This window comes from Pseudomonas sp. C9-3, assembly GCF_032392015.1.
Classification (GTDB): Bacteria; Pseudomonadota; Gammaproteobacteria; order Pseudomonadales; family Pseudomonadaceae; genus Pseudomonas; species Pseudomonas nitroreducens.
In genome coordinates this window covers 6,483,683-6,505,854 of the sequence record NZ_CP135919.1, presented here as the reverse complement: position 1 = coordinate 6,505,854, position 22,172 = coordinate 6,483,683, and the positions used below count along the sequence as shown (strand labels likewise).

General features: G+C 63.7%; 19 protein-coding genes. 16 read left to right on the top strand and 3 right to left on the bottom strand.

The annotated features are described in order from the left end of the window. The first annotated feature begins 22 nt into the window (after positions 1-22). From RS899_RS29835 to RS899_RS29780, 12 genes are all read left to right on the top strand, one after another. On the top strand, positions 23-2,791 hold the full coding sequence (locus RS899_RS29835) for an LPS-assembly protein LptD (protein WP_233297128.1): 2,769 nt from the start codon (positions 23-25) through the stop codon (positions 2,789-2,791). Further along, a complete protein-coding gene (locus RS899_RS29830; RefSeq protein WP_233297127.1) occupies positions 2,772-4,064 on the top strand; it encodes a peptidylprolyl isomerase in 1,293 nt (430 codons plus the stop codon). The genes RS899_RS29835 and RS899_RS29830 overlap by 20 nt, the downstream gene beginning before the upstream one ends. Positions 4,065-4,177: 113 nt before the next feature. After that, positions 4,178-5,179, top strand: a complete 1,002-nt coding sequence (gene pdxA, locus RS899_RS29825; protein ID WP_315808715.1) for a 4-hydroxythreonine-4-phosphate dehydrogenase PdxA — start codon at positions 4,178-4,180, stop codon at positions 5,177-5,179. 115 nt (positions 5,180-5,294) lie between these two features. Next, a complete protein-coding gene (gene rsmA / locus RS899_RS29820; protein WP_054908028.1) occupies positions 5,295-6,122 on the top strand; it encodes a 16S rRNA (adenine(1518)-N(6)/adenine(1519)-N(6))-dimethyltransferase RsmA in 828 nt (275 codons plus the stop codon). Next, positions 6,119-6,499, top strand: coding sequence for a Co2+/Mg2+ efflux protein ApaG (apaG, locus tag RS899_RS29815; protein WP_054908027.1), 381 nt, complete (start codon positions 6,119-6,121; stop codon positions 6,497-6,499). Before rsmA ends, apaG begins: the two co-directional genes overlap by 4 nt. Then, the gene (locus tag RS899_RS29810) at positions 6,499-7,323 is read left to right on the top strand and encodes a symmetrical bis(5'-nucleosyl)-tetraphosphatase (RefSeq protein ID WP_054908026.1); all 825 of its coding nucleotides are present in this window, start codon (positions 6,499-6,501) and stop codon (positions 7,321-7,323) included. Before apaG ends, RS899_RS29810 begins: the two co-directional genes overlap by 1 nt. A 43-nt stretch (positions 7,324-7,366) precedes the next feature. Next, the gene (gene glpE / locus RS899_RS29805) at positions 7,367-7,696 is read left to right on the top strand and encodes a thiosulfate sulfurtransferase GlpE (RefSeq protein ID WP_205338803.1); all 330 of its coding nucleotides are present in this window, start codon (positions 7,367-7,369) and stop codon (positions 7,694-7,696) included. Between the two features lie 287 nt (positions 7,697-7,983). Next, complete coding sequence (locus tag RS899_RS29800) at positions 7,984-9,906, top strand: PrkA family serine protein kinase (RefSeq protein ID WP_038803509.1); 1,923 nt, start codon at positions 7,984-7,986, stop codon at positions 9,904-9,906. Between the two features lie 103 nt (positions 9,907-10,009). Beyond that, positions 10,010-11,281 (top strand): YeaH/YhbH family protein, encoded by a 1,272-nt coding sequence (locus RS899_RS29795; RefSeq protein WP_054908024.1) that lies wholly within the window; start codon positions 10,010-10,012, stop codon positions 11,279-11,281. Then, on the top strand, positions 11,278-12,831 hold the full coding sequence (locus tag RS899_RS29790; RefSeq protein WP_024763609.1) for a SpoVR family protein: 1,554 nt from the start codon (positions 11,278-11,280) through the stop codon (positions 12,829-12,831). The genes RS899_RS29795 and RS899_RS29790 overlap by 4 nt, the downstream gene beginning before the upstream one ends. A 58-nt stretch (positions 12,832-12,889) precedes the next feature. Beyond that, positions 12,890-13,399, top strand: coding sequence for a DUF4136 domain-containing protein (locus tag RS899_RS29785; RefSeq protein WP_024763610.1), 510 nt, complete (start codon positions 12,890-12,892; stop codon positions 13,397-13,399). Positions 13,400-13,566: 167 nt separating this feature from the next. Further along, positions 13,567-14,796: a multifunctional CCA addition/repair protein gene (locus RS899_RS29780; protein WP_315808714.1), complete on the top strand. Its 1,230-nt coding sequence runs from the start codon at positions 13,567-13,569 to the stop codon at positions 14,794-14,796. Between the two features lie 109 nt (positions 14,797-14,905). On the opposite strand, the gene folK is transcribed toward RS899_RS29780, so the two are convergent. Together folK and folB are read right to left on the bottom strand one after the other, a co-directional pair. Then, complete coding sequence (gene folK, locus RS899_RS29775; protein ID WP_315808713.1) at positions 14,906-15,442, bottom strand: 2-amino-4-hydroxy-6-hydroxymethyldihydropteridine diphosphokinase; 537 nt, start codon at positions 15,440-15,442, stop codon at positions 14,906-14,908. Beyond that, on the bottom strand, positions 15,433-15,786 hold the full coding sequence (gene folB, locus RS899_RS29770) for a dihydroneopterin aldolase (RefSeq protein WP_169942437.1): 354 nt from the start codon (positions 15,784-15,786) through the stop codon (positions 15,433-15,435). Before folB ends, folK begins: the two co-directional genes overlap by 10 nt. Before the next feature lie 80 nt (positions 15,787-15,866). On the opposite strand from folB, the gene plsY reads away from it, so the two are divergent. Continuing rightward, a complete protein-coding gene (gene plsY, locus RS899_RS29765) occupies positions 15,867-16,436 on the top strand; it encodes a glycerol-3-phosphate 1-O-acyltransferase PlsY (protein ID WP_054908021.1) in 570 nt (189 codons plus the stop codon). Between the two features lie 94 nt (positions 16,437-16,530). Here plsY and tsaD read toward each other — a convergent pair whose 3' ends face one another. Next, positions 16,531-17,556: a tRNA (adenosine(37)-N6)-threonylcarbamoyltransferase complex transferase subunit TsaD gene (gene tsaD / locus RS899_RS29760; RefSeq protein WP_024763614.1), complete on the bottom strand. Its 1,026-nt coding sequence runs from the start codon at positions 17,554-17,556 to the stop codon at positions 16,531-16,533. Positions 17,557-17,756: 200 nt separating this feature from the next. On the opposite strand from tsaD, the gene rpsU reads away from it, so the two are divergent. From rpsU to rpoD, 3 genes are all read left to right on the top strand, one after another. Further along, entirely contained in the window at positions 17,757-17,972 is a 216-nt protein-coding gene (rpsU, locus tag RS899_RS29755) for a 30S ribosomal protein S21 (RefSeq protein WP_003085057.1), read from the top strand. Positions 17,973-18,172: 200 nt separating this feature from the next. Continuing rightward, entirely contained in the window at positions 18,173-20,197 is a 2,025-nt protein-coding gene (gene dnaG, locus RS899_RS29750; RefSeq protein WP_054908019.1) for a DNA primase, read from the top strand. A gap of 78 nt (positions 20,198-20,275) precedes the next feature. After that, positions 20,276-22,129, top strand: coding sequence for an RNA polymerase sigma factor RpoD (rpoD, locus tag RS899_RS29745; protein WP_054908018.1), 1,854 nt, complete (start codon positions 20,276-20,278; stop codon positions 22,127-22,129). Positions 22,130-22,172 lie beyond the last annotated feature (43 nt).

The window sequence follows — 22,172 nt, the reverse complement described above, 5'->3', positions numbered from 1 at the left end:
GCAGGAAGCCCGGATTAACAAGATGGCAGTGAATTTCCCCGTGTTCCGTAGAAAATTCCCCTTACTGGTGACCGGTGGCCTGCTGGCTATCCAACCGCTCGCCACTGTGACCGCGGCGCCCGGCGAGCAGTTCGCCTGCCAGCCCTCCGCATCCGGCGCCTGGGACTGCTCCTCGCAGAACAGCGCCAGCACAGTACCGCGCCCACAGCATGGGGCCACCTCCGTCAGCGCTGGCGGCACGGCCGCGAGCAGCTCGAAGTCCTCGGGCAGCTCGAGCAGCGCCGCTGGCGAAGAGCCGAAACAACTGGTCACCGAATCCGGCGGCCGCGGCCTGAAGTCGCGCAGCAGCGACTACAGCCACCTCGACTGGATCCCCCGCGACAAGCTCACCGCTGCACAACAGGCCGAAATGGGTCCGTACTGCAGCGGCGCCTACGTCGAGCCGGTACGTCCAGGCATGAACGACAAGACGCCGAACGACGAGGCCCCGACCTACGTCTCGGCGAAGGTTTCCCGCTACGAGCAGGAAAAGCAGATCGCCACCCTCGCGGGTAACGTGGTCCTGCGTCAGGGCAGCATGCAGGTCGAGGCCGACGAGGCCAACCTGCACCAGGCCGAGAACCGCGGCGAGCTGGTCGGCAACGTGAAGCTGCGCGACAACGGTGCGCTGATCGTCGGCGACCACGCCGAGCTGCAACTGGACAACGGCGCGGCGAAGATCGACAACGCCGAATACGTCATGCACCAGGCGCAGATCCGCGGCAGCGCGCTGTACGCCAAGCGCCAGGAAGACGCGATCATCCAGCTCAAGGACGGTACCTATACCCGCTGCGAGCCGGGCAGCAACGCCTGGGTCATGAAGGGCAACAACATCAAGCTGAACCCGGCCACCGGTTTCGGCACCGCGACCAACGCGACCCTGCGGGTGAAGGACATTCCGGTCTTCTACACCCCGTACATCTATTTCCCGATCGACAACCGTCGTCAGTCCGGCTTCCTAGCGCCATCGTTCGCGACCTCCAGCGATACCGGCTTCACGCTGACCACGCCGTACTACTTCAACCTGGCGCCCAACTACGACGCCACGTTGTACCCGCACTACATGGTCAAGCGCGGCCTGCTGATGGAAGGCGAGTTCCGCTACCTGACCCACAGCAGTGAAGGCCAGGTCAACGCCGCCTACCTGAACGACAAGAATGACGACCGCGAAGACTTCCCGCAGTACACCGACACCCGTTGGCTGTATGGCTGGAAAAACACCAGCGGCCTGGACTCTCGCTGGCTGGCGCAGGTGGATTACACCCGCATCAGCGACCCGTACTACTTCCAGGACCTGGATACCTCGCTGGGTATCGGCTCGCCGACTTACGTCAACCAGCAGGGCAGCCTGACCTATCGCGGCGACAGCTATACCGCTCGCCTGAATGCTCAGTCCTACCAGCTGGCGACCGTGACCGACGTCACCCCGTACGATCGCCTGCCGCAACTCACCCTGGACGGCAAGCTGCCGTTCAATCCGGGTGGTCTGAACTTCACCTACAGCACCGAGGCCGTGCGCTTCGATCGCGACCTGGATGAAGGCTTCTACCGCCGGAACGAAGACGACCCGAATCTCTACGCCCGCCCTGATACCAATATCCAGGGCCTGGCTCGAGCCACCGGTGACCGCTTCCATGCCGAGCCGGGCATCAGCCTGCCGATGAACCGCAGCTGGGGCTTCATGACTCCGACGGTCAAGGCCATGTACACCAAGTACGACCTGGACCTGGACAGCAAAGGCAAGGCTACCCTGCCGTCCTACCTCGACTACGACAGCAGCCCGGACCGCTCCCTCGGCCTGGCCAAGCTCGACAGCGGCCTTTACTTCGATCGCGACACCACCTTTGGCGGCACCAAGTTCCGCCAGACCCTGGAACCGCGCGCAATGTACCTGTACGTGCCGTACAAGGACCAGGACAACCTGCCGACCTTCGACACCGGCGAGTTCACCTTCAGCTACGACTCGCTGTGGCGTGAAAATCGCTTCACCGGCCGCGACCGCATTGGCGATGCCAACCAGCTCTCCCTCGGCCTGGGCTCGCGCTTCATCGAGGATGATGGCTTCGAGCGCGCCTATGTCGCTGCCGGCCAGATCTACTACTTCAGCGATCGCCGTGTTCAGTTACCCGGCCTGACAGAAGACGATCTGCGCGCCAGCGGTGCGAAGAACCCGGACGCCGATACCTGGCGCTCGCCCTACGCACTCACCGGCATCTATCGCTTCAACCATGACTGGTTCGCCAGCTCGGACTTCAACTGGAACCCGAATACGCACCACACCGACAACGGCAACCTGATGTTCCACTATCAGCCTGAAGCCGATCCTCGCAAGGTGCTGAACGCCGGCTACCGTTATCGCGCCGACAGCAAGCGCTTCAACCCGAACACCGGCCAGTTCGAATACGGCAGTGACGAGTACAAGATCGAACAACACGATTTCTCGTTCATCTGGCCGGTACTGCCACAATGGGCCGCCATCGGCCGCTGGCAGTTCGACTACAACAAGAGCCGCACGCTGGAAGCCTTCGGTGGCTTCGAGTACGACAGCTGCTGCTGGAAACTGCGCCTGATCAACCGCTACTGGGTCGACTACGACGATGACGAGTACATCACCTCGACGTCCAAAGCCGACCACGGCGTATTCCTTCAAATCATCTTGAAAGGCCTTGGCGGCGTGGTTGGCAACCAGGTGGAAGGCTTCCTCGACCAAGGTATCCAGGGTTATCGTCAACGTGAAGACAATTCTATGTAAGGCCCTGCGCCCGCTGATGTTGGGCGCGCTGTTGGCAAGTTCCGTCGTGCACGCCGAAGTGGTTCCGTTGGACCGTGTGGTCGCCATCGTCGACAACGACGTAGTGATGCAGAGCCAGCTGGACCAGCGCCTGCGCGAAGTCCGTGCAACCATCCAGAAGCGCGGCGCGCCGCTGCCGCCCGAGCATGTGCTGACCCAGCAGGTGCTCGAGCGCCTGATCATCGAGAACATCCAGCTGCAGATCGGCGACCGCTCCGGCGTGCGCATTACCGATGAAGAGCTGAACCAGGCCATGGGCACCATTGCCCAGCGCAACAACATGAGCCTGGATCAATTCCGTGCTGCCCTCGCCCACGACGGCCTGTCGTACGACGAGGCCCGCGAGCAGGTGCGCCGCGAGATGATCATCAGCCGTGTGCGCCAGCGCCGTGTGGCCGAGCGCATCCAGGTCAGCGAGCAGGAAGTGCAGAACTTCCTGGCCTCCGACCTCGGCAAGATCCAGCTCTCGGAAGAATACCGCCTGGCCAACATCCTGATTCCGGTGCCCGACAGCGCTTCGCCCGAGACGGTGCAGGCCGCAGCTCGCCAGGCTCAGGAAATGTACCAGCAGCTCAAGCAGGGCGCGGACTTCGGCCAGCTGGCGGTATCCCGCTCGGCCGGCGACAACGCCCTGGAAGGCGGCGAGATCGGCTGGCGCAAGGCCGCCCAGCTGCCCTCGCCGTTCGACAGCATGATTGGCACCCTGGCCGTGGGCGACGTGACCGAGCCGGTCCGCACCCCGGGCGGTTTCATCATCATCAAGCTGGAAGAGAAGCGCGGTGGCAGCAAGATGCTGCGTGACGAAGTCCACGTCCGCCATATCCTGCTCAAGCCCAGCGAGATTCGCAGCGAAGAAGAAACCCAGCGCCTGGCCGAGAAGCTCTACGAGCGCATCCAGGCCGGCGAGAGCTTCAGCGACCTGGCGAAGAAATTCTCCGAAGACCCGGGCTCCAAGCTCAACGGCGGCGACCTCAACTGGGTCGACCCGGAATCCCTGGTACCGGAATTCCGCGACGTGATGAACAATGCGCCGCAAGGCCAGGTCACCAAGCCGTTCCGCTCGCCGTTCGGCTGGCACGTGCTGGAAGTCCTCGGCCGTCGCGCCACCGACAGCAGCGACAAGTTCCGCGAGCAACAAGCCGCCCAGACCCTCCGCGCACGCAAGTACGACGAGGAACTGCAGGCCTGGCTGCGCCAGATCCGCGACGAAGCCTACGTCGAGATCAAGCAGTAAGCAGCGCGAGTCGTTACGAAGAAACCCGGCCATGGCCGGGTTTCTTTTTGCCTGCAGGAAGCTTCGTCGTAGAGTAGGAACATCCGCGGTAAATCCTGATTCGAGAGTCATCCATGAGCACTTCCCACCTTTTCGCCCTCACTCCCGGCGAGCCCGCCGGCATCGGTCCCGACCTCTGCCTGCTGCTGGCCCGCGAAATTCAACCGCATCCACTGGTTGCCGTCGCCAGTCGTGAACTGCTGGCAGAGCGTGCCGCGCTGCTGGGGCTGAACATCGACCTGCAGGAAGTCGGTCCCGGCCACTGGCCCGATGTCGCTGCTCCGGCCGGCAGCCTTTATGTCTGGGACACTCCACTGGCAGCGCCGGTCGAACCGGGCAAGCTGAACCAGGCCAACGCCGCCTATGTGCTGGAGACCCTCACCCGCGCCGGCCAAGGCTGCCTGGACGGACATTTCGCCGGGATGATCACCGCCCCCGTGCACAAGGGCGTCATCAACGAAGCCGGCATCGCCTTCTCCGGCCATACCGAGTTTCTCGCCGATCTCACCCACACCGCCCAGGTAGTGATGATGCTCGCCACCCGCGGCCTGCGCGTTGCCCTGGTGACCACGCACCTGCCGCTGCGACAGATCGCCGATGCCATTACCCCGGATCGCCTGGAGCGCGTCACCCGCATCCTGCATGCCGACCTCCGCGACAAGTTCGGCCTGGCCAACCCGCGCATTCTGGTCTGCGGCCTGAACCCCCACGCAGGCGAAGGCGGCCACCTCGGCCACGAAGAGATCGACGTGATCGAACCAACCCTGGAGCGCCTGCGCACCGAGGGCATGCAGCTGATCGGCCCGCTGCCGGCCGACACGCTGTTCACGCCCAAGCACCTGGAGCACTGCGACGCGGTATTGGCCATGTACCACGACCAGGGCCTGCCGGTACTCAAGTACAAGGGCTTCGGCGCAGCGGTAAACGTGACCCTGGGCCTGCCGATCATCCGCACCTCGGTGGACCATGGCACAGCCTTGGACCTCGCCGGCACCGGTCGGATCGACAGCGGCAGCCTGCAGGTTGCCCTGGAAACCGCCTACCAGATGGCCGAAGCCGGCGCCGCGAGAGGCTGATCAGCAGCATTCCGTTCGGCCAGCGTTTCGTGCTGGCCGTCGCGGACTGGTAAACTGATGGTTTTTCCGCCTCCAGCCGGCGCCTCAGGCGTCCGGCTGCTCTCCGGAGCCTTCGATGTCCGAACTCTTCCAGCACCGCGCCCGTAAACGCTTTGGGCAGAACTTCCTGCACGACGCCGGGGTGATCCACAAGATCCTCCGCGCCATCGCCGCCAAGGAAGGCCAGCACCTGCTGGAAATCGGCCCAGGCCAGGGCGCCCTGACCGAAGGCCTGGTGGACAGCGGCGCGAAGCTCGACGTAATCGAGCTGGACCTGGACCTGATCCCGCAACTGAAATGGCGCTTCGGCCTCAAGCCCAACTTCAGCCTGCACCAGGGCGATGCGATGAAGTTCGACTTCTCCAGCCTGATCGCCTCCCCCGAGGACAAGCTGCGCGTGGTCGGCAACCTGCCCTACAACATCTCCACCCCACTGATCTTCCATCTCCTGGACCATGCCTCGCTCATCCAGGACATGCACTTCATGCTGCAGAAGGAAGTGGTGGAGCGCCTGGCTGCCGAGCCGGGCAACGGCGACTGGGGCCGCCTGTCGATCATGGTGCAGTACTTCTGCCGGGTGGATTACCTGTTCACCGTCGGCCCCGGCGCGTTCAACCCGCCGCCCAAGGTCGAGTCGGCCATCGTCCGGCTGGTGCCCTACGCTGAACCGCCCCATCCGGCCAAGGATCACCGCGTGCTGGAACGCATCGTCCGCGAAGCCTTCAACCAGCGCCGCAAGACCCTGCGCAACACCCTGCGTACGCTGATGAGCGTCGAGGATATCGAAGCCGCCGGCGTCGACCCGACCCTGCGCCCGGAGCAACTGAGCGTCGCCGACTTCGTCAGCCTGGCTAACCGCTACAGCGAAACCAACCCGGAAGCCGAGCAAGGACCGAGCGCATGAGCGATCCCCGCTATCAGGTCAGCGTCAGCGTCACCACCCGCCACCTGCCCGAGCAATCGCAGCCGGAGCAGCAGCGCTACGTGTTCGCCTACACCGTGACCATCCACAACCACGGCGAGCTGGCTGCCAAGCTGCTGACCCGCCACTGGATCATCACCGACGGCGATGGCCACGTGCAGGAAGTGCGCGGCGCCGGCGTCGTTGGCGAAAAACCGCTCATCGAGCCGGGCGCCAGCCACACCTACACCAGCGGCACCGTGATGGCGACCAAGGTCGGCAGCATGCACGGCAGCTACCAGATGGTCGCGACCGACGGCCACCACTTCGATGCCGAGATCCCGGCGTTCCGCCTCGCCGTCCCCGGGGCGCTGCACTGATGGCCACCTATGCCGTAGGCGACCTGCAGGGCTGCCTGGAACCGCTCAAGTGCCTGCTGGATCAGGTGAAGTTCGACCCCGCCCAGGACAAGCTCTGGCTGGTCGGCGACCTGGTCAATCGCGGCCCCGCGTCACTGGAAACCCTGCGTTTCCTCCATGGCATGCGCGAATCGCTGGTCTGCGTGCTGGGCAACCATGACCTGCACCTGATCGCCGTGGCCTACAACGCCGAGCGCCTGAAGAAGAACGACACCCTGCGCGAGATCGTCGAGGCGCCGGATTGCGCACAACTGATCGAATGGCTGCGGCAGATGCCGCTGGTCCATCACGACGCCGCTCGCGACATCACCCTCGTACACGCCGGCATCCCGCCGCAGTGGGACATCGACAAGGCCCTGCAGCGCGCCGCCGAAGTCGAAGCCGCGCTGCGCGACGACACTCAGCTGCCGATGTTCCTCGATGGCATGTACGGCAACGAGCCGGCCAAGTGGGACAAGAAGCTCAACGGCATAGCGCGACTGCGGGTGATCACCAACTATTTCACGCGCATGCGCTTCTGCACCCCGGACGGCAAGCTCGACCTGAAGTCCAAGGAAGGCCTGGACACCGCGCCGCCGGGCTACGCGCCCTGGTTCAGCTATGCCGAGCGCAAGGCCGCCGGGCGCAAGATCATCTTCGGCCACTGGGCCGCGCTGGAAGGCCAGTGCGACGTCCCCGGCCTGTTTGCCCTGGACACCGGCTGTGTGTGGGGCGGCAGCATGACGCTGATGAACGTCGATACCTTCGAGCGCATCCAGTGCAGCTGCGCCGATAAACCAGAATGATTGCAGTGGGGCCACAGGCTCCGCGCCTTGCGAGGTACTACCCATGAGCGACTTCAAGCGCATCGCCCCCGACCTGGCCCAGCAGCTGCGCGAAAGCGGCGCCCAGGTCGTCGACATCCGCGACCCGCAGAGCTATGCAATGGGCCATATCAGCGGCTCACGGCACATCGACAACTACTCGGTGGCCGACTTCATCCGCGAGGCCGACATGGACGCGCCGCTGGTCGTGGTCTGCTACCACGGCAATTCCAGCCAGAGTGCGGCGGCCTATTTCGTCCAGCAGGGCTTCTCCGAGGTCTACAGCCTCGATGGCGGCTTCGAGCTGTGGCGCAGCGTCTATCCCGCGGATACCAGCGCAGGCGGTTCCGACTGAAAGTCCCTACGAAAGGGGCGGATTAGCCCCTTCAAAAAATCTGTAACTTCTCTCGCTTTCGTCCTTTACACATCAAAGAACGAACTATCCTTTCCCTCAGGCCATCCAAAAAAGGGAGAGCCGGCACACCGGCTTCCGGTTAATCGGCAGTGACCATTGGGGCGGATCAGGGCAGTCGCCAGGTTCCGTTGGAGTTCTGGGGGATTCTCGCCGGTAACACTGGCAGCCCGACCGCACCCGCACAGACCGATCCGGCGCCGGCTCCATGCATCGAGCGAGGAGACGTCATGAGCATTTTCAGTCACTTCCAGGAACGCTTCGAAGCGACCCGTCAAGAGGAGTACTCCCTCCAGGAGTACCTGGACATCTGCAAGCAGGACAAGATCGCCTATGCCACCGCCGCCGAGCGGATGCTGATGGCCATCGGCGAGCCTGAACTACTCGACACATCCGTCGATTCCCGCCTGTCGCGAATCTTCTCCAACAAGGTGATCCGCCGTTATCCGGCCTTTGCCGACTTCCATGGCATGGAAGAGTGCATCGATCAGATCGTCTCCTTCTTCCGCCACGCCGCCCAAGGCCTGGAAGAGAAGAAACAGATCCTTTACCTCCTGGGCCCGGTCGGCGGCGGCAAATCCTCTCTCGCCGAAAAGCTCAAGCAACTGATGGAGCACGTGCCCTTCTATGCAATCAAGGGCTCGCCGGTGTTCGAGTCGCCCCTGGGGCTGTTCAACCCCGACGAAGATGGCGCCATCCTCGAGGAGGACTACGGCATCCCGCGCCGCTACCTGCGCTCGGTGATGTCCCCGTGGGCGACCAAGCGCCTCAACGAATTCGGCGGCGATATCAGCCAGTTCCGCGTGGTCAAGTTGCACCCCTCGATCCTCAACCAGATCGCCATCGCCAAGACCGAACCCGGTGATGAGAACAACCAGGACATCTCCGCGCTGGTCGGCAAGGTGGATATCCGCAAGCTGGAAGAATTCCCGCAGAACGACGCCGACGCCTACAGCTACTCGGGCGCGCTGTGCCGGGCCAACCAGGGCCTGATGGAATTCGTCGAGATGTTCAAGGCGCCGATCAAGGTCCTGCACCCCTTGCTCACCGCGACCCAGGAAGGCAACTACAACAGCACCGAAGGCCTCGGTTCCCTGCCCTACAGCGGCATCATCCTCGCCCACTCCAACGAATCGGAATGGCACAGCTTCCGCAACAACAAGAACAACGAGGCCTTCATCGACCGGATCTACATCGTCAAGGTGCCGTACTGCCTGCGCGTCTCCGACGAGATCAAGATCTACGACAAGCTGCTGATCAACAGCTCCCTGGCGCACGCCCACTGCGCGCCGGACACCCTGAAGATGCTCTCGCAGTTCTCCGTGCTGTCGCGCCTGAAAGAGCCGGAAAACTCCAACATCTACTCGAAGATGCGCGTCTACGACGGCGAGAACCTCAAGGACACCGACCCCAAGGCCAAGTCCATCCAGGAATACCGCGACACGGCGGGCGTCGACGAGGGCATGGCCGGGCTTTCCACCCGTTTCGCCTTCAAGATCCTGTCCAAGGTGTTCAACTTCGACCCGCATGAAGTGGCCGCCAACCCGGTGCACCTGCTTTACGTGCTGGAACAGCAGATCGAGCAGGAGCAGTTCCCGCCGGAAACCCGCGAACGCTACCTGCGCTTCCTCAAGGAATACCTGGCGCCGCGCTACGTCGAGTTCATCGGCAAGGAAATCCAGACCGCGTACCTGGAGTCCTACAGCGAGTACGGTCAGAACATCTTCGACCGCTACGTGCTGTACGCCGACTTCTGGATCCAGGACCAGGAATACCGCGACCCGGAAACCGGCGAGATCCTCAACCGCGCCGCCCTCAACGAGGAACTGGAGAAGATCGAGAAGCCGGCCGGCATCAGCAACCCGAAGGACTTCCGCAACGAGATCGTCAACTTCGTTCTGCGCGCCCGCGCCGGCAACAACGGCAAGAACCCCAGCTGGCTATCGTACGAGAAGCTGCGCGTGGTGATCGAGAAGAAAATGTTCTCCAACACCGAGGACCTGCTGCCGGTCATCAGCTTCAATGCCAAGGCGAGCAAGGAGGATCAGCAGAAGCACAACGACTTCGTCAAACGCATGGTCGAGCGCGGCTACACCGAGAAGCAGGTGCGCCTGCTGTCGGAATGGTATCTGCGGGTTCGCAAGTCGCAGTAGTCTGCCATCGGCGCGGCGGGATTCCCCGCCGCGCCGGTCGCCGTCGCATTCGGACCTGTCCGAGGCGGTCGTTCCGCTTCGCAGCAGGCCCTGAGGAGCATTCATGAGCTACGTCATCGACCGGCGTCTGAACGGCAAGAACAAGAGCACGGTGAACCGCCAGCGCTTCCTGCGGCGTTACCGCGAACACATCAAGAAGGCCGTCGAAGAGGCTGTCAGCCGCCGCTCCATCACCGATATGGAACATGGCGAGCAGATCAGCATTCCCGGCCGCGATATCGACGAACCGGTCCTCCACCACGGCCGCGGCGGCAAGCAGACCGTCGTTCACCCCGGCAACAAGGAATTCACCACCGGCGAACACATTCCCCGGCCCCAGGGCGGGGGCGGTGGGCGCGGCGCCGGCAAGGCCAGCAACCAGGGTGAAGGGATGGACGAATTCGTCTTCCAGATCACCCAGGAAGAGTTCCTCGACTTCATGTTCGAGGACCTCGAACTGCCCAACCTGATCAAGCGGCATCTCACCGGCAGCGATACCTTCAAGACCGTGCGCGCCGGCATCAGCAACGAGGGCAATCCCTCACGCATCAATATTGTCCGCACGCTGCGCTCGGCCCACGCCCGGCGCATCGCCCTCTCCGGCTCCACCCGCGGCAAGCTGCGCGCCGCGGTGGCGGAGCTGGATCGCCTCAAGCGCGAAGAGCCGGACAACCTCGGCGACATCCAGGAGCTGGAGCAGAAGATCGCCGGCATGCGCGCACGCATCGACAAGGTGCCGTTCCTGGATACCTTCGACCTCAAGTACAACCTCCTGGTGAAGCAGCCCAACCCAACCTCCAAGGCCGTGATGTTCTGCCTGATGGACGTCTCCGGCTCCATGACCCAGGCCACCAAGGATATCGCCAAGCGCTTCTTCATCCTGCTCTACCTGTTCCTCAAGCGGAACTACGAGAAGATCGAAGTGGTGTTCATCCGCCACCACACCAGCGCCCGCGAGGTAGACGAGGAAGAATTCTTCTACTCCCGCGAGACTGGCGGCACCATCGTTTCCAGCGCGCTCAAGCTGATGCAGGAAGTCATGGCCGAGCGCTATCCCACCAACGAATGGAACATCTACGCCGCCCAGGCCTCGGACGGCGACAACTGGAACGACGACTCGCCGGTCTGCCGCGACATCCTGATGAAGCAGATCATGCCGTTCGTCCAGTACTACACCTACGTCGAGATCACCCCACGCGAGCACCAGGCGCTGTGGTTCGAGTACGAGAAGATCCGCGACACCTTCGAGGACAGCTTCGCCCAGCAGCAGATCGTCTCCGCCTCGGACATCTACCCGGTGTTCCGCGAGCTGTTCCAGAGGAGGCTCGTCGCATGAGCAAGCGCCAGCCGATCGCCACCGGCTCGGAGTGGACCTTCGAGCTGATCCAGCAGTACGACCGCGAGATCAGTCGTCTCGCCGAGCGTTATGCGCTGGACACCTACCCCAACCAGATCGAGGTGATCACCGCCGAGCAGATGATGGATGCCTACGCCTCCGTCGGGATGCCCATCGGTTACAACCACTGGTCCTACGGCAAGCACTTCCTCAGCACGGAAAAGAACTACAAGCGCGGTCAGATGGGCCTGGCCTACGAGATCGTGATCAACTCCGACCCGTGCATCGCCTACCTGATGGAGGAGAACACCCAGTGCATGCAGGCGCTGGTGATCGCCCACGCCTGCTACGGGCACAACAGCTTCTTCAAGGGCAACTACCTGTTCCGCACCTGGACCGACGCCACCTCGATCATCGACTACCTGGTGTTCGCCAAGTCCTACATCAACAAGTGCGAGGAGCGTTACGGCATCGACGCCGTCGAAGACCTGCTGGACTCCTGCCACGCCCTGATGAACTACGGCGTAGACCGCTACAAGCGGCCCTACCCGATCTCCGCCGAGGAAGAGAAGCAGCGCCAGAAGGAGCGCGAGGAGCAGATCCAGCGCCAGGTCAACGACCTCTGGCGGACCATCCCCAAGGCCACCGGCAAGGACAAGGAGCAGGGGCTGGCCCGCTACCCCAGCGAGCCGCAGGAAAACATCCTCTACTTCATCGAGAAGAACGCCCCGCTGCTGGAGCCCTGGCAGCGCGAAATCGTGCGCATCGTGCGCAAGGTGGCGCAGTACTTCTATCCGCAGCGCCAGACCCAGGTGATGAACGAAGGCTGGGCGACGTTCTGGCACTACACCCTGATCAACGACCTCTACGATGAAGGCCTGGTCAGCGACGGCTTCATGATGGAGTTCCTCCAGTACCACACCAGCGTGGTCTACCAGCCCGGCTTCGACAGCCCCTACTACAGCGGCATCAACCCCTACGCGCTGGGCTTCGCGATGTACCGCGACATCCGCCGCATCTGCGAGCACCCCACCGAGGAAGACAAGCGCTGGTTCCCGGACATCGCCGGCAGCGACTGGCTGGCCACCATCAAGTTCGCCATGAAGAGCTTCAAGGACGAGAGTTTCGTCCTGCAGTTCCTCTCGCCCAAGGTCATTCGCGAGTTCAAGCTGTTCAGCATCCTCGATGACGACCAGAAGGACGACATGCTGGTCGACGCCATCCACGACGACGACGGCTATCGCAAGATCCGCGAAACCCTGGCTGCGCAGTACAACCTCGGCAATCGTGAACCGAACATCCAGATCTGGGATGTCGACCGCCGCGGTGACCGCTCGCTGACCCTGCGCCACCAGCAGCACGACCGCAAACCGCTGGGCGAATCCACCGACGACGTACTCAAGCACCTGCACCGCCTGTGGGGCTTCGATATCCACCTGGAAACCCTGCAGGGCGAGAACATCGTCAACACCTTCCACATGCCCCCAAAGGGTGAACGCGACAGCGAGGAGGGTTACCCCCGGCTCGACCTGATCATCCCACCCATTTGATCGGTTGACCGGAGCAGCAGGCGTGACAAGCATGGCGGCAACCCCGCTGGAGACCGCCATGCGCCTGTTCGCCATTCTCCTGCTCTGCCTCGCTGTCGCGACCTGCAGCAACCCCGTCCCCCACGCCCAGGTCGCACATCCCGCCGATGCACGCCTGGCCGGGCTGCGCGACTTCCAGCTGATGCCACCGGAAAACGCCGTCGACGCCCTGCCCTACCGCAGTCGTTATCCGCTGATCAACGCACAGGTGCGCCAGGGCCTAATCGAGCGCGGCTACCGCGAGAGCGCGGGCCCGCAGATCCGCGTCTACTACTGGCTGGCGCTGCAGGATGCGCCGCTGGAATTCAAGGTCGATACCCCGCCGCCCAATCCATTGGGCCCCTATCTCGCTATCCATCGCCTGCGCGACGAGACCGGTACCCTGCGCCTGCGCCTGACCGATGCGCAGGAGCAGACCCTGTGGGAAGGCACTGTCAGCACCGGCCTCAGTCCCGCCCACGCCAGCGCAACACTCCTGCAGGACGCCATCGGCGCCCTCGTCCAACAGATTCCCGCCGCCACGCCCTAGGTGCGCGTCGTCCCCTTTCGCGAGCAAGCTCGCTCCTACAAGAGCCGGGGCGTGCGCAACCTGTCGGAACGAGCTTGCTGGCGAACCGCCTCAATCCCCAGAAGCCACTGAGCTTGCCCCACCCGCCGCAAACCCCGAAGCTATCCCCCAGAACAGGAGACAGCTTCATGCAGATCTACAAGGTGGGCGGCGCCGTGCGCGACCGCCTGCTCGGCATCCCCTTCAGCGACACCGACTGGGTAGTGGTCGGCGCCAGCGCCGACGAGATGCTCGCCCAGGGCTATCGGCCGGTGGGCGCCGACTTCCCGGTGTTCCTCCACCCGAAAACCGGCGAGGAATACGCCCTCGCCCGCACCGAACGCAAAAGCGGGCGCGGTTACGGTGGTTTCACCTTCTACGCCAGCCCCGACGTCACCCTGGAAGATGACCTGATCCGCCGCGACCTGACCATCAACGCCATGGCCGAAGATGATCACGGCAACGTCATCGATCCGTACCACGGCCAGGAGGACCTCGAAGCCCGCCTGCTTCGCCACGTTTCCCCGGCCTTCGCCGAAGACCCACTGCGCGTGCTGCGCGTCGCCCGCTTTGCCGCGCGCTACGCCCCCCTGGGTTTCAGCGTGGCGCCGGAAACCCTGGCACTGATGCGTAAACTGTCAGAATCCGGCGAACTGGAAGCACTGACGGCCGAACGCAGCTGGAAGGAAATCTCCCGTGCCCTGATGGAGTCGCGCCCGGACGTGTTCATCCAGGTCCTGCGCGACTGCGGCGCCCTCGCCGTGCTGATGCCGGAAGTGGACGCCCTGTTCGGCGTGCCGCAACCGCCGCAACACCACCCGGAAGTGGATACCGGCGAACACGTGCTGGCCGTATTGCGCGAGTGTGCCCAATACGCCCAGCCGCTGAGCGTGCGCTGGGCCTGCCTGGTCCACGACGTGGGCAAGGGCGAGACTCGCGAGGAAGACTGGCCCAAACACCACGCCCACGAACACCTGGGCCTGCCGATGATCGACGCGCTCAATGCGCGCTTCAAGGTGCCACGGGACTGCCAGGAGCTGGCGCGACTGGTCGGCGAGTACCACACCCACTGCCACCGGGCGCTGGAGCTGCGGCCGAACACCGTTCTGGAATTGCTGCAGTCCTTCGATGTGTATCGCCGCCCGCAACGCTTCGAGGAATTCCTAGCCGCCAGCGAAATGGACGCCCGCGGCCGCCATGGGCTGGAAGATCGCGACTACCCGCAGGCGGAATACTTGCGCGGCGCAGCGCAAGCCGCACGCGCGGTCGCAGTGCAGCCGCTGCTGGAGAAGGGATACAAGGGGGCGGAGCTGGGCGAAGCGCTCAAGCGTGAGCGTCTGAATGCCCTGAAGGCCTACAAGGAAAACCACGTCACCTGAAACGGCGGATTGCTCTTTCTTGTAGGAGCGAGCTTGCTCGCGAACCCGCCAAGCGCTCGTGCCGCCGGAGACACCGTTCGCGAGCAAGCTCGCTCCTACAAAAATGCCTTCAGGGCGCCGAGTGCGCCCCGATCAGCGCCGCCGGCGTCAGCTCAGCGCCCCGCCACTGGAACGGCACCGGCCAGAGCTTTTGGGCGATCTGCGCGTCCGACCAGAGTTCGGCAAACGAACGCTGAGCCCCCGGATGCTTCACCTCGGGAGCCAGCAACGACAATGGCCAAAGCACAAAAGCGTTCTTCAGCACTTCTGCGCGCGGCAGCGTCAGGCCATCGAACTCGCCATGCAGGTCGCCGTACAGCAACACGTCGATATCCAGCGGCAGGCCCTTGCGCTCCGGCGCATAGCGGCCGTTGTCCGCCTCGATGTGCTTGAGCCGCAGGCTCAACTCCGCCAGCGGCAGGTCGGTGCGCGCCACAATCACGAAGTTGTAGAAGGGGCCGCTGCGGATACCCACCGGCTCGCTCTCGAACACCGGCGAACAGCGGATATCCTCGAGGAACTCGTCCAGTGCCCCCAGCCCCGCGAGCAGGTGCTGCTCCCGGTCGAAGTTGCTGCCCAGCCCGAGGTAGACCGTCGTCAGCGGCATCCGCGTTCGATCTCCACACCTACGCCGATGGCGGCCGCAACGGCACCGGGCTTGGTGACCTTCAGGCGCAGCCACTGGATACCGAATTCGGTCATCAACAACTCGGCGAGGCGCTCGGCAAAGGTCTCCACCAGCTGGAAGTGCGCGTCACGGGCGAAGGCCATGACCCGCTCTGAGAGCACGGCGTAGTCCAGGGCCTTGGCGATATCGTCGTCGGCCGCCGCCGGGCGGTTGTCCCAGCCCAGCGTCAGGTCCAGGCGCAGGCACTGCCGGATACCCCGTTCCCAGTCGTAGACGCCGATCACGGTGTCCACTTCCAGCCCCTCGATGAAAACTCTGTCCACTGACTGCATGCTCCAAGGCGACACGACAAGCGGCCGGCGCCCCGTTAGAATCGGAAACGACCTCGTCTCCGGTGGAAACCATGTTCTGGTTCTTGGCGATCCTCGCCTACCTGCTCGGATCACTGTCCTTCGCGGTACTCCTCAGTCGCCTGTTCGGCACTGCCGACCCGCGCGCCAGCGGCTCGGGCAACCCCGGCGCCACCAACATGCTGCGCCTGGCCGGCAAGAAGATCGCCATCCTCACCCTGCTCGGCGATCTCGCCAAGGGGCTGCTGCCCGTACTCATCGCCCGCCTGCTCGGCCTGTCCGACGTAGAGCAGGCCTGGGTAGGCCTGGCAGCGGTAGTCGGCCATCTCTACCCGCTGTACTTCAACTTCCGCGGCGGCAAGGGCGTCGCCACCGCCGCCGGCATGCTGCTGGCGCTTTACCCGCCAGCCGCGCTGCTCGCAGCAGTCGCCTGGCTGGTGACTTTCAAGCTGTCGCGTACCAGCTCGCTCGCTTCCCTGGTCGCCACGCCGCTGACGCTACCGCTGCTGGCCTGGCAGGAGCCGTCGGCGCTACTACCGATGACCGTGCTCACCGGCCTGATCGTCTGGCGTCACCGCAGTAACCTGCGCGATCTCATCGCCGGACGCGAGCGCCACTTCTAAAGCCGCGAGCTTCCCGACCCGCGTACCACGCTGCAAGCGAAAAAACGGCCCATGCCGCTCAGAGCATGCGCCGCGTCGTTTGCAGCTTCATTATTCAGATCGCTGGCAGCGACTCCATTGGCCAACGCGCATGGACGCCGATCGACGGGCCGTCCTGCTGCCCCGCCACCAGGCGCTGGCAGCCAGCATAGGCGATCATCGCGCCGTTATCGGTGCAGAAGCGCGGGCGGGCGTAGAACACCTGGCCCTTCATTTCGCCGAGCATCTTTTCCAGATGCTGACGCAAGGCCTGGTTGGCGCTGACGCCGCCGGCAATCACCAGGCTCTTGAGGTGAGTCTGCTTGAGCGCGCGCTTGCACTTGATGGTCAGCGTCTCGACCACGGCAGTCTGGAACGCCAAGGCGATATCGCTGCGGGTCTGCTCGCTGTCGTCACCTTCGGCCACGCAGCGCTGCCAGGTGTTCAGGGCGAAAGTCTTGAGGCCGCTGAAGCTGAAGTCCAGCCCCGGACGATCGGTCATCGGCCGCGGGAAGACGAAGCGACCCGCGGTGCCGCGCTCGGCCAGACGGGCGATCTCCGGGCCACCGGGATAGGCCAGGCCGAGCAGCTTGGCAGTCTTGTCGAAGGCCTCACCGGCAGCGTCGTCCACCGACTCGCCGAGTACCTGGTAACGGCCAATGCCATCCACTCGAACCAGTTGGGTGTGGCCGCCAGACACCAGCAAGGCGACGAACGGAAACTTCGGCGGCTGCTCCTCCAGCATGGGAGCCAGCAGATGGCCTTCCATATGGTGCACGCCGACGGCCGGTATGCCCCAGGCGAACGCCATGGCCTGGGCGCAGGACGCGCCTACCAGCAGCGCGCCCACCAGGCCGGGGCCGGCGGTGTAGGCGATGGCATCGATGTCTTCAGCGGTGCGACCGGACTCGTCCAGTACCTGGCGAATCAGCGGCAGCATGCGCTTGACGTGATCACGGGACGCCAGCTCGGGAACCACGCCGCCGTATACGCGATGCAGGTCGATCTGGCTGAACAGCGCGTCGGCCAGCAGGCCTTTTTCGCTGTCGTACAGGGCGACGCCGGTCTCGTCGCAGGAGGTTTCCAACCCCAGCACTAGCATGGGTTTGAGCCTTTACTCTGGGCAAAATTGAAGCCGCGCATCATAATCTTCGGCTGGGCTTCGGACCAGTGCTTTTCGATCGGAGGCTTTGCATTCCTCCTTCCGAACGTTTAATATCCGCAACCCTTGAAAACCGCCGACTCCGAACAACCGTCAGGAGCGCGATAAATCCTCCGGTAATCATTGAAGGTACGACCTGGATGCCCGCCGTCAAAGTTAAAGAGAACGAACCCTTCGACGTAGCTCTGCGTCGTTTCAAGCGCTCCTGCGAAAAAGCAGGCGTACTGGCCGAAGTCCGTAGCCGTGAGTTCTACGAAAAGCCGACCGCCGAGCGTAAGCGCAAGGCCGCTGCCGCTGTTAAGCGTCACGCCAAGAAAGTGCAGCGCGAACAGCGCCGCCGCGAGCGCCTGTACTGAGTTACAGCGCTTCGTCGCACGCTTTCCGCATCGCCCGGCCCACTCGCCGGGCGAGTGCCTGAAACAAGGCACCCGACTCCGATTCGCATTCGCGGACTTCGGAGTTTTTGCTTTTCAAGCCCCATGCTTAGTCTCAAGCCCCGCTCGCGGCTTCATCGCCCCGCGCTATGCTTGGGTCCACCCTGCGTCCCGATGAGTCTATGGCCGGCCTGATTCCACAATCCTTCATCGATGACCTACTCAACCGCACCGATATTCTCGATGTGGTGAGTTCGCGCATCCAGCTGAAGAAGACCGGCAAGAACTACAGCGCCTGCTGCCCGTTCCACAAGGAGAAGACACCCTCCTTCACCGTCAGCCCGGACAAGCAGTTCTACTACTGCTTCGGCTGCGGCGCCGGCGGCAACGCGCTCGGCTTCATCATGGACCACGACCAGCTGGACTTCGTCCAGGCGGTCGAGGACCTGGCCAAGCGCGCCGGGATGGACATCCCCCGCGAGGAAGGCCGGCGCGGCAACAAGCCTCGTCAACCGGTCGACTCGCCGCTGTACCCGCTGCTGGCCGGCGCCGCCGAGTTCTACCGCCAGGCACTCAAGAGCCACCCGGCCCGCAAGGCCGCCGTGGAATACCTCAAGGGTCGCGGCCTGACCGGCGAAATCGCCCGCGACTTCGGCCTGGGCTTCGCCCCGCCGGGCTGGGACAACCTGCTGAAGAACCTGGGCGGCGACAACCTGCAACTCAAGGCCATGCTCGACGCCGGCCTGCTGGTGGAAAACCCCGACAGCGGCAAGCGCTACGACCGCTTCCGCGACCGGGTGATCTTCCCCATCCGCGACAGCCGCGGCCGGGTGATCGCCTTCGGCGGCCGCGTATTGGGCGACGACAAGCCGAAATACCTGAACTCGCCGGAAACCCCGGTCTTCCATAAAGGACAGGAGCTCTACGGCCTGTTCGAGGCACGGAAGAACAACCGGGATCTCGACGAGATCATGGTGGTCGAAGGCTACATGGACGTCATCGCACTGGCGCAGCAGGGCATCCGCAACGCGGTCGCCACCCTGGGCACGGCCACCAGCGAAGAACACATCAAGCGGCTGTTCCGCATTGTGCCGAACATCCTCTTCTGCTTCGACGGCGACCAGGCCGGCCGCAATGCCGCCTGGCGCGCACTGGAGTCAGCGCTGAGCAACCTGCAGGACGGGCGCAAGGTGCGCTTCCTGTTCCTGCCCGAAGGCGAAGACCCGGACAGCCTGGTGCGCGCCGAAGGCCCGGATGCCTTCCGCGCCCGCCTCGCCCACCAGGCACAGCCGCTGGCGGACTACTTCTTCCAGCAACTGACCGAGGAAGCCGACCCCAGCACGCTGGAAGGCAAGGCGCACCTGGCAACCCTGGCCGGACCGCTGCTGGAGAAGATCCCCGGCAACACGCTGCGCCTGCTGATGCGCCAGCGCCTGGGAGAGATCACCGGCCTGTCCGCCGAAGCGCTCAGCCAGATCAGCGCGCCGCGCTCGGGCCTCACCGGCCAGGCAAAACCGAATCACACCCCTGCAACGGCGCAGGCACCTGGCCCGGAGCAGCACGCCCACGAGTACGCCGACTACGACATGGGCCAGTTCGCCGGCCACGGCGACAGTCATTACCAGGATGCTTCGAGTTACTTCGAAGCGCCGATGGAGTTTTCCGCCGGCAGCGGCGGAGCCAAGCAGGGCAAGAAGTCCTGGAAGGGCGATCGCAAATGGGACGGCAAAGGCAGAAAAGGCGACTTCACACCACGCCAGCCGCGCACCGAGATCAGCGTCGAATCACCGACCCTGACCGCGCTGCGCACCCTGCTGCACCATCCCCAGCTGGCGCAGAGCGTCGAGGATGCGAGCCATTTCTCCAACGAGGGACAGACCTATTCGCAACTGCTCGCCGCACTGGTCGAAGCGTTGCAGAAGAATCCGAAACAGAGCTCGATGCACCTCATCGCGCGCTGGCACGGAACGCCCCAAGGGCGCCTGCTACAGGTGCTGGCGGGGAAAGAATGGCTGATCGACGACGGCAATCTTGAAAAGCAGTTCGTCGACACCATTACTACACTTGCACACAACCAGCTGCACAGCAGCCGTGAAGCCCGCTTGCACAGCGTGCTGCGAAAGAACCCCAGTGAACTGACCGACGAAGAGAAAGCGTTACTGCGGGAGCACTACAGCACCCCCTCTTCAACAGGCAGCCAGAGCTGAACTGGCGCCTGAAGCCTCGAATCTGGTATAATCCTCGGCTTATTTCAGCCCGCCAAGACCTTCAGTGGATAGGGTGTTATGTCCGGAAAAGCGCAACAGCAATCTCGTCTCAAAGAGTTGATCACCCGTGGTCGCGAGCAGGGTTACCTGACTTACGCGGAGGTCAACGACCACCTGCCGGAGGATATCTCTGATCCGGAACAGGTAGAAGACATCATCCGCATGATCAACGACATGGGGATCAACGTATTCGAGACAGCCCCGGATGCGGATGCCCTGTTGCTGGCGGAAACCGATACCGATGAAGCTGCCGCCGAAGAAGCTGCTGCCGCCCTTGCCGCGGTAGAGAGCGACGTTGGCCGTACGACCGACCCGGTGCGCATGTACATGCGTGAAATGGGTACCGTGGAACTGCTGACCCGCGAAGGCGAGATCGAAATCGCCAAACGCATCGAGGAAGGCATCCGCGAGGTCATGAGCGCCATCGCCCAGTTCCCGGGCGCGGTGGACGGCATTCTCGAAGAGTACAACCGCATCGTTGCCGAAGGCGGCCGCCTGTCGGACGTTCTTAGCGGCTACATCGACCCGGATGACGGCACCCTGCCGGCCGAGGAAGTCGAGCCGGTCGGCCTGAAGGACGACGCCGAAGCCAAGGATAAGGACAAGGACGAAGAGGACGAAGAGTCCGACGGCGACAGCGAGGAAGAAGAAGGCGATGGCGGTCCGGATCCGGAAGAAGCCGCTCGTCGTTTCGGCGCCGTCTCCGAGCAGCTGGAAAAGGCCAAGAAGGCCCTGAAGAAACACGGTCGCGGCAGCAAGCAGGCCACCGAAGAACTGGTCGCCCTGGCCGAGCTGTTCATGCCGATCAAGCTGGTGCCCAAGCAGTTCGACGTGCTGGTCGCCAAGGTCCGCGATGCGCTGGACAGCGTGCGCCGCCAGGAGCGCGCCATCATGCAGCTGTGCGTGCGTGATGCCCGCATGCCGCGTGCCGACTTCCTGCGCCAGTTCCCCGGCCACGAAACCGACACCGCCTGGGTCGACTCCGTACTCAAGGGCAAGCCCAAGTACGCCGAGGCCATCGAGCGCCTGCGTGACGACATCCTGCGCAACCAGCAGAAGCTGGTCGACCTGGAAACCAGCTCGCAGCTGACCGTTGCCGAGATCAAGGACGTCAACCGCTCCATGTCCATCGGCGAGGCGAAAGCCCGTCGTGCGAAGAAGGAGATGGTCGAGGCGAACCTGCGTCTGGTGATTTCCATCGCCAAGAAGTACACCAACCGCGGCCTGCAGTTCCTCGACCTGATCCAGGAAGGCAACATCGGCCTGATGAAGGCGGTGGACAAGTTCGAATACCGTCGCGGCTACAAGTTCTCGACCTATGCAACCTGGTGGATCCGCCAGGCGATCACCCGCTCGATCGCCGACCAGGCCCGCACCATCCGTATTCCGGTGCACATGATCGAAACGATCAACAAGCTCAACCGTATCTCCCGCCAGATGCTGCAGGAGATGGGTCGCGAACCGACCCCGGAAGAGCTGGGCGAACGCATGGACATGCCGGAAGACAAGATCCGCAAGGTCCTGAAGATCGCCAAGGAACCGATCTCCATGGAAACGCCGATCGGTGACGACGAAGATTCGCACCTGGGCGACTTCATCGAGGACTCCACCATGCAGTCGCCGATCGAAGTGGCGACCAGCGAGAGCCTCAAGGAAGCCACCCGCGAAGTCCTCGCCGGCCTCACCGCTCGCGAAGCCAAGGTCCTGCGCATGCGCTTCGGCATCGACATGAATACCGACCACACCCTCGAGGAAGTCGGCAAGCAGTTCGATGTAACCCGTGAGCGTATCCGCCAGATCGAAGCCAAGGCGCTGCGCAAGCTGCGCCACCCGTCGCGAAGCGAGCATCTGCGCTCCTTCCTCGACGAGTGATGAACAAACCCCCGGCCCAAAACCGGGGGTTTTTCTTTGGGCC

Excerpts from the sequence above, each read along its gene's own strand:
- RS899_RS29835 (WP_233297128.1), top strand. The coding sequence starts at position 23 with ATGGCAGTGAATTTCCCCGTGTTCCGTAGAAAATTCCCCTTACTGGTG.
- pdxA (WP_315808715.1), top strand. The coding sequence starts at position 4,178 with ATGAGCACTTCCCACCTTTTCGCCCTCACTCCCGGCGAGCCCGCCGGC.
- rsmA (WP_054908028.1), top strand. The coding sequence starts at position 5,295 with ATGTCCGAACTCTTCCAGCACCGCGCCCGTAAACGCTTTGGGCAGAAC.
- apaG (WP_054908027.1), top strand. The coding sequence starts at position 6,119 with ATGAGCGATCCCCGCTATCAGGTCAGCGTCAGCGTCACCACCCGCCAC.
- RS899_RS29810 (WP_054908026.1), top strand. The coding sequence starts at position 6,499 with ATGGCCACCTATGCCGTAGGCGACCTGCAGGGCTGCCTGGAACCGCTC.
- glpE (WP_205338803.1), top strand. The coding sequence starts at position 7,367 with ATGAGCGACTTCAAGCGCATCGCCCCCGACCTGGCCCAGCAGCTGCGC.
- RS899_RS29800 (WP_038803509.1), top strand. The coding sequence starts at position 7,984 with ATGAGCATTTTCAGTCACTTCCAGGAACGCTTCGAAGCGACCCGTCAA.
- RS899_RS29795 (WP_054908024.1), top strand. The coding sequence starts at position 10,010 with ATGAGCTACGTCATCGACCGGCGTCTGAACGGCAAGAACAAGAGCACG.
- RS899_RS29790 (WP_024763609.1), top strand. The coding sequence starts at position 11,278 with ATGAGCAAGCGCCAGCCGATCGCCACCGGCTCGGAGTGGACCTTCGAG.
- RS899_RS29785 (WP_024763610.1), top strand. The coding sequence starts at position 12,890 with ATGCGCCTGTTCGCCATTCTCCTGCTCTGCCTCGCTGTCGCGACCTGC.
- RS899_RS29780 (WP_315808714.1), top strand. The coding sequence starts at position 13,567 with ATGCAGATCTACAAGGTGGGCGGCGCCGTGCGCGACCGCCTGCTCGGC.
- folK (WP_315808713.1), bottom strand. The coding sequence starts at position 15,442 with ATGCCGCTGACGACGGTCTACCTCGGGCTGGGCAGCAACTTCGACCGG.
- plsY (WP_054908021.1), top strand. The coding sequence starts at position 15,867 with ATGTTCTGGTTCTTGGCGATCCTCGCCTACCTGCTCGGATCACTGTCC.
- tsaD (WP_024763614.1), bottom strand. The coding sequence starts at position 17,556 with ATGCTAGTGCTGGGGTTGGAAACCTCCTGCGACGAGACCGGCGTCGCC.
- rpsU (WP_003085057.1), top strand. The coding sequence starts at position 17,757 with ATGCCCGCCGTCAAAGTTAAAGAGAACGAACCCTTCGACGTAGCTCTG.
- dnaG (WP_054908019.1), top strand. The coding sequence starts at position 18,173 with ATGGCCGGCCTGATTCCACAATCCTTCATCGATGACCTACTCAACCGC.
- rpoD (WP_054908018.1), top strand. The coding sequence starts at position 20,276 with ATGTCCGGAAAAGCGCAACAGCAATCTCGTCTCAAAGAGTTGATCACC.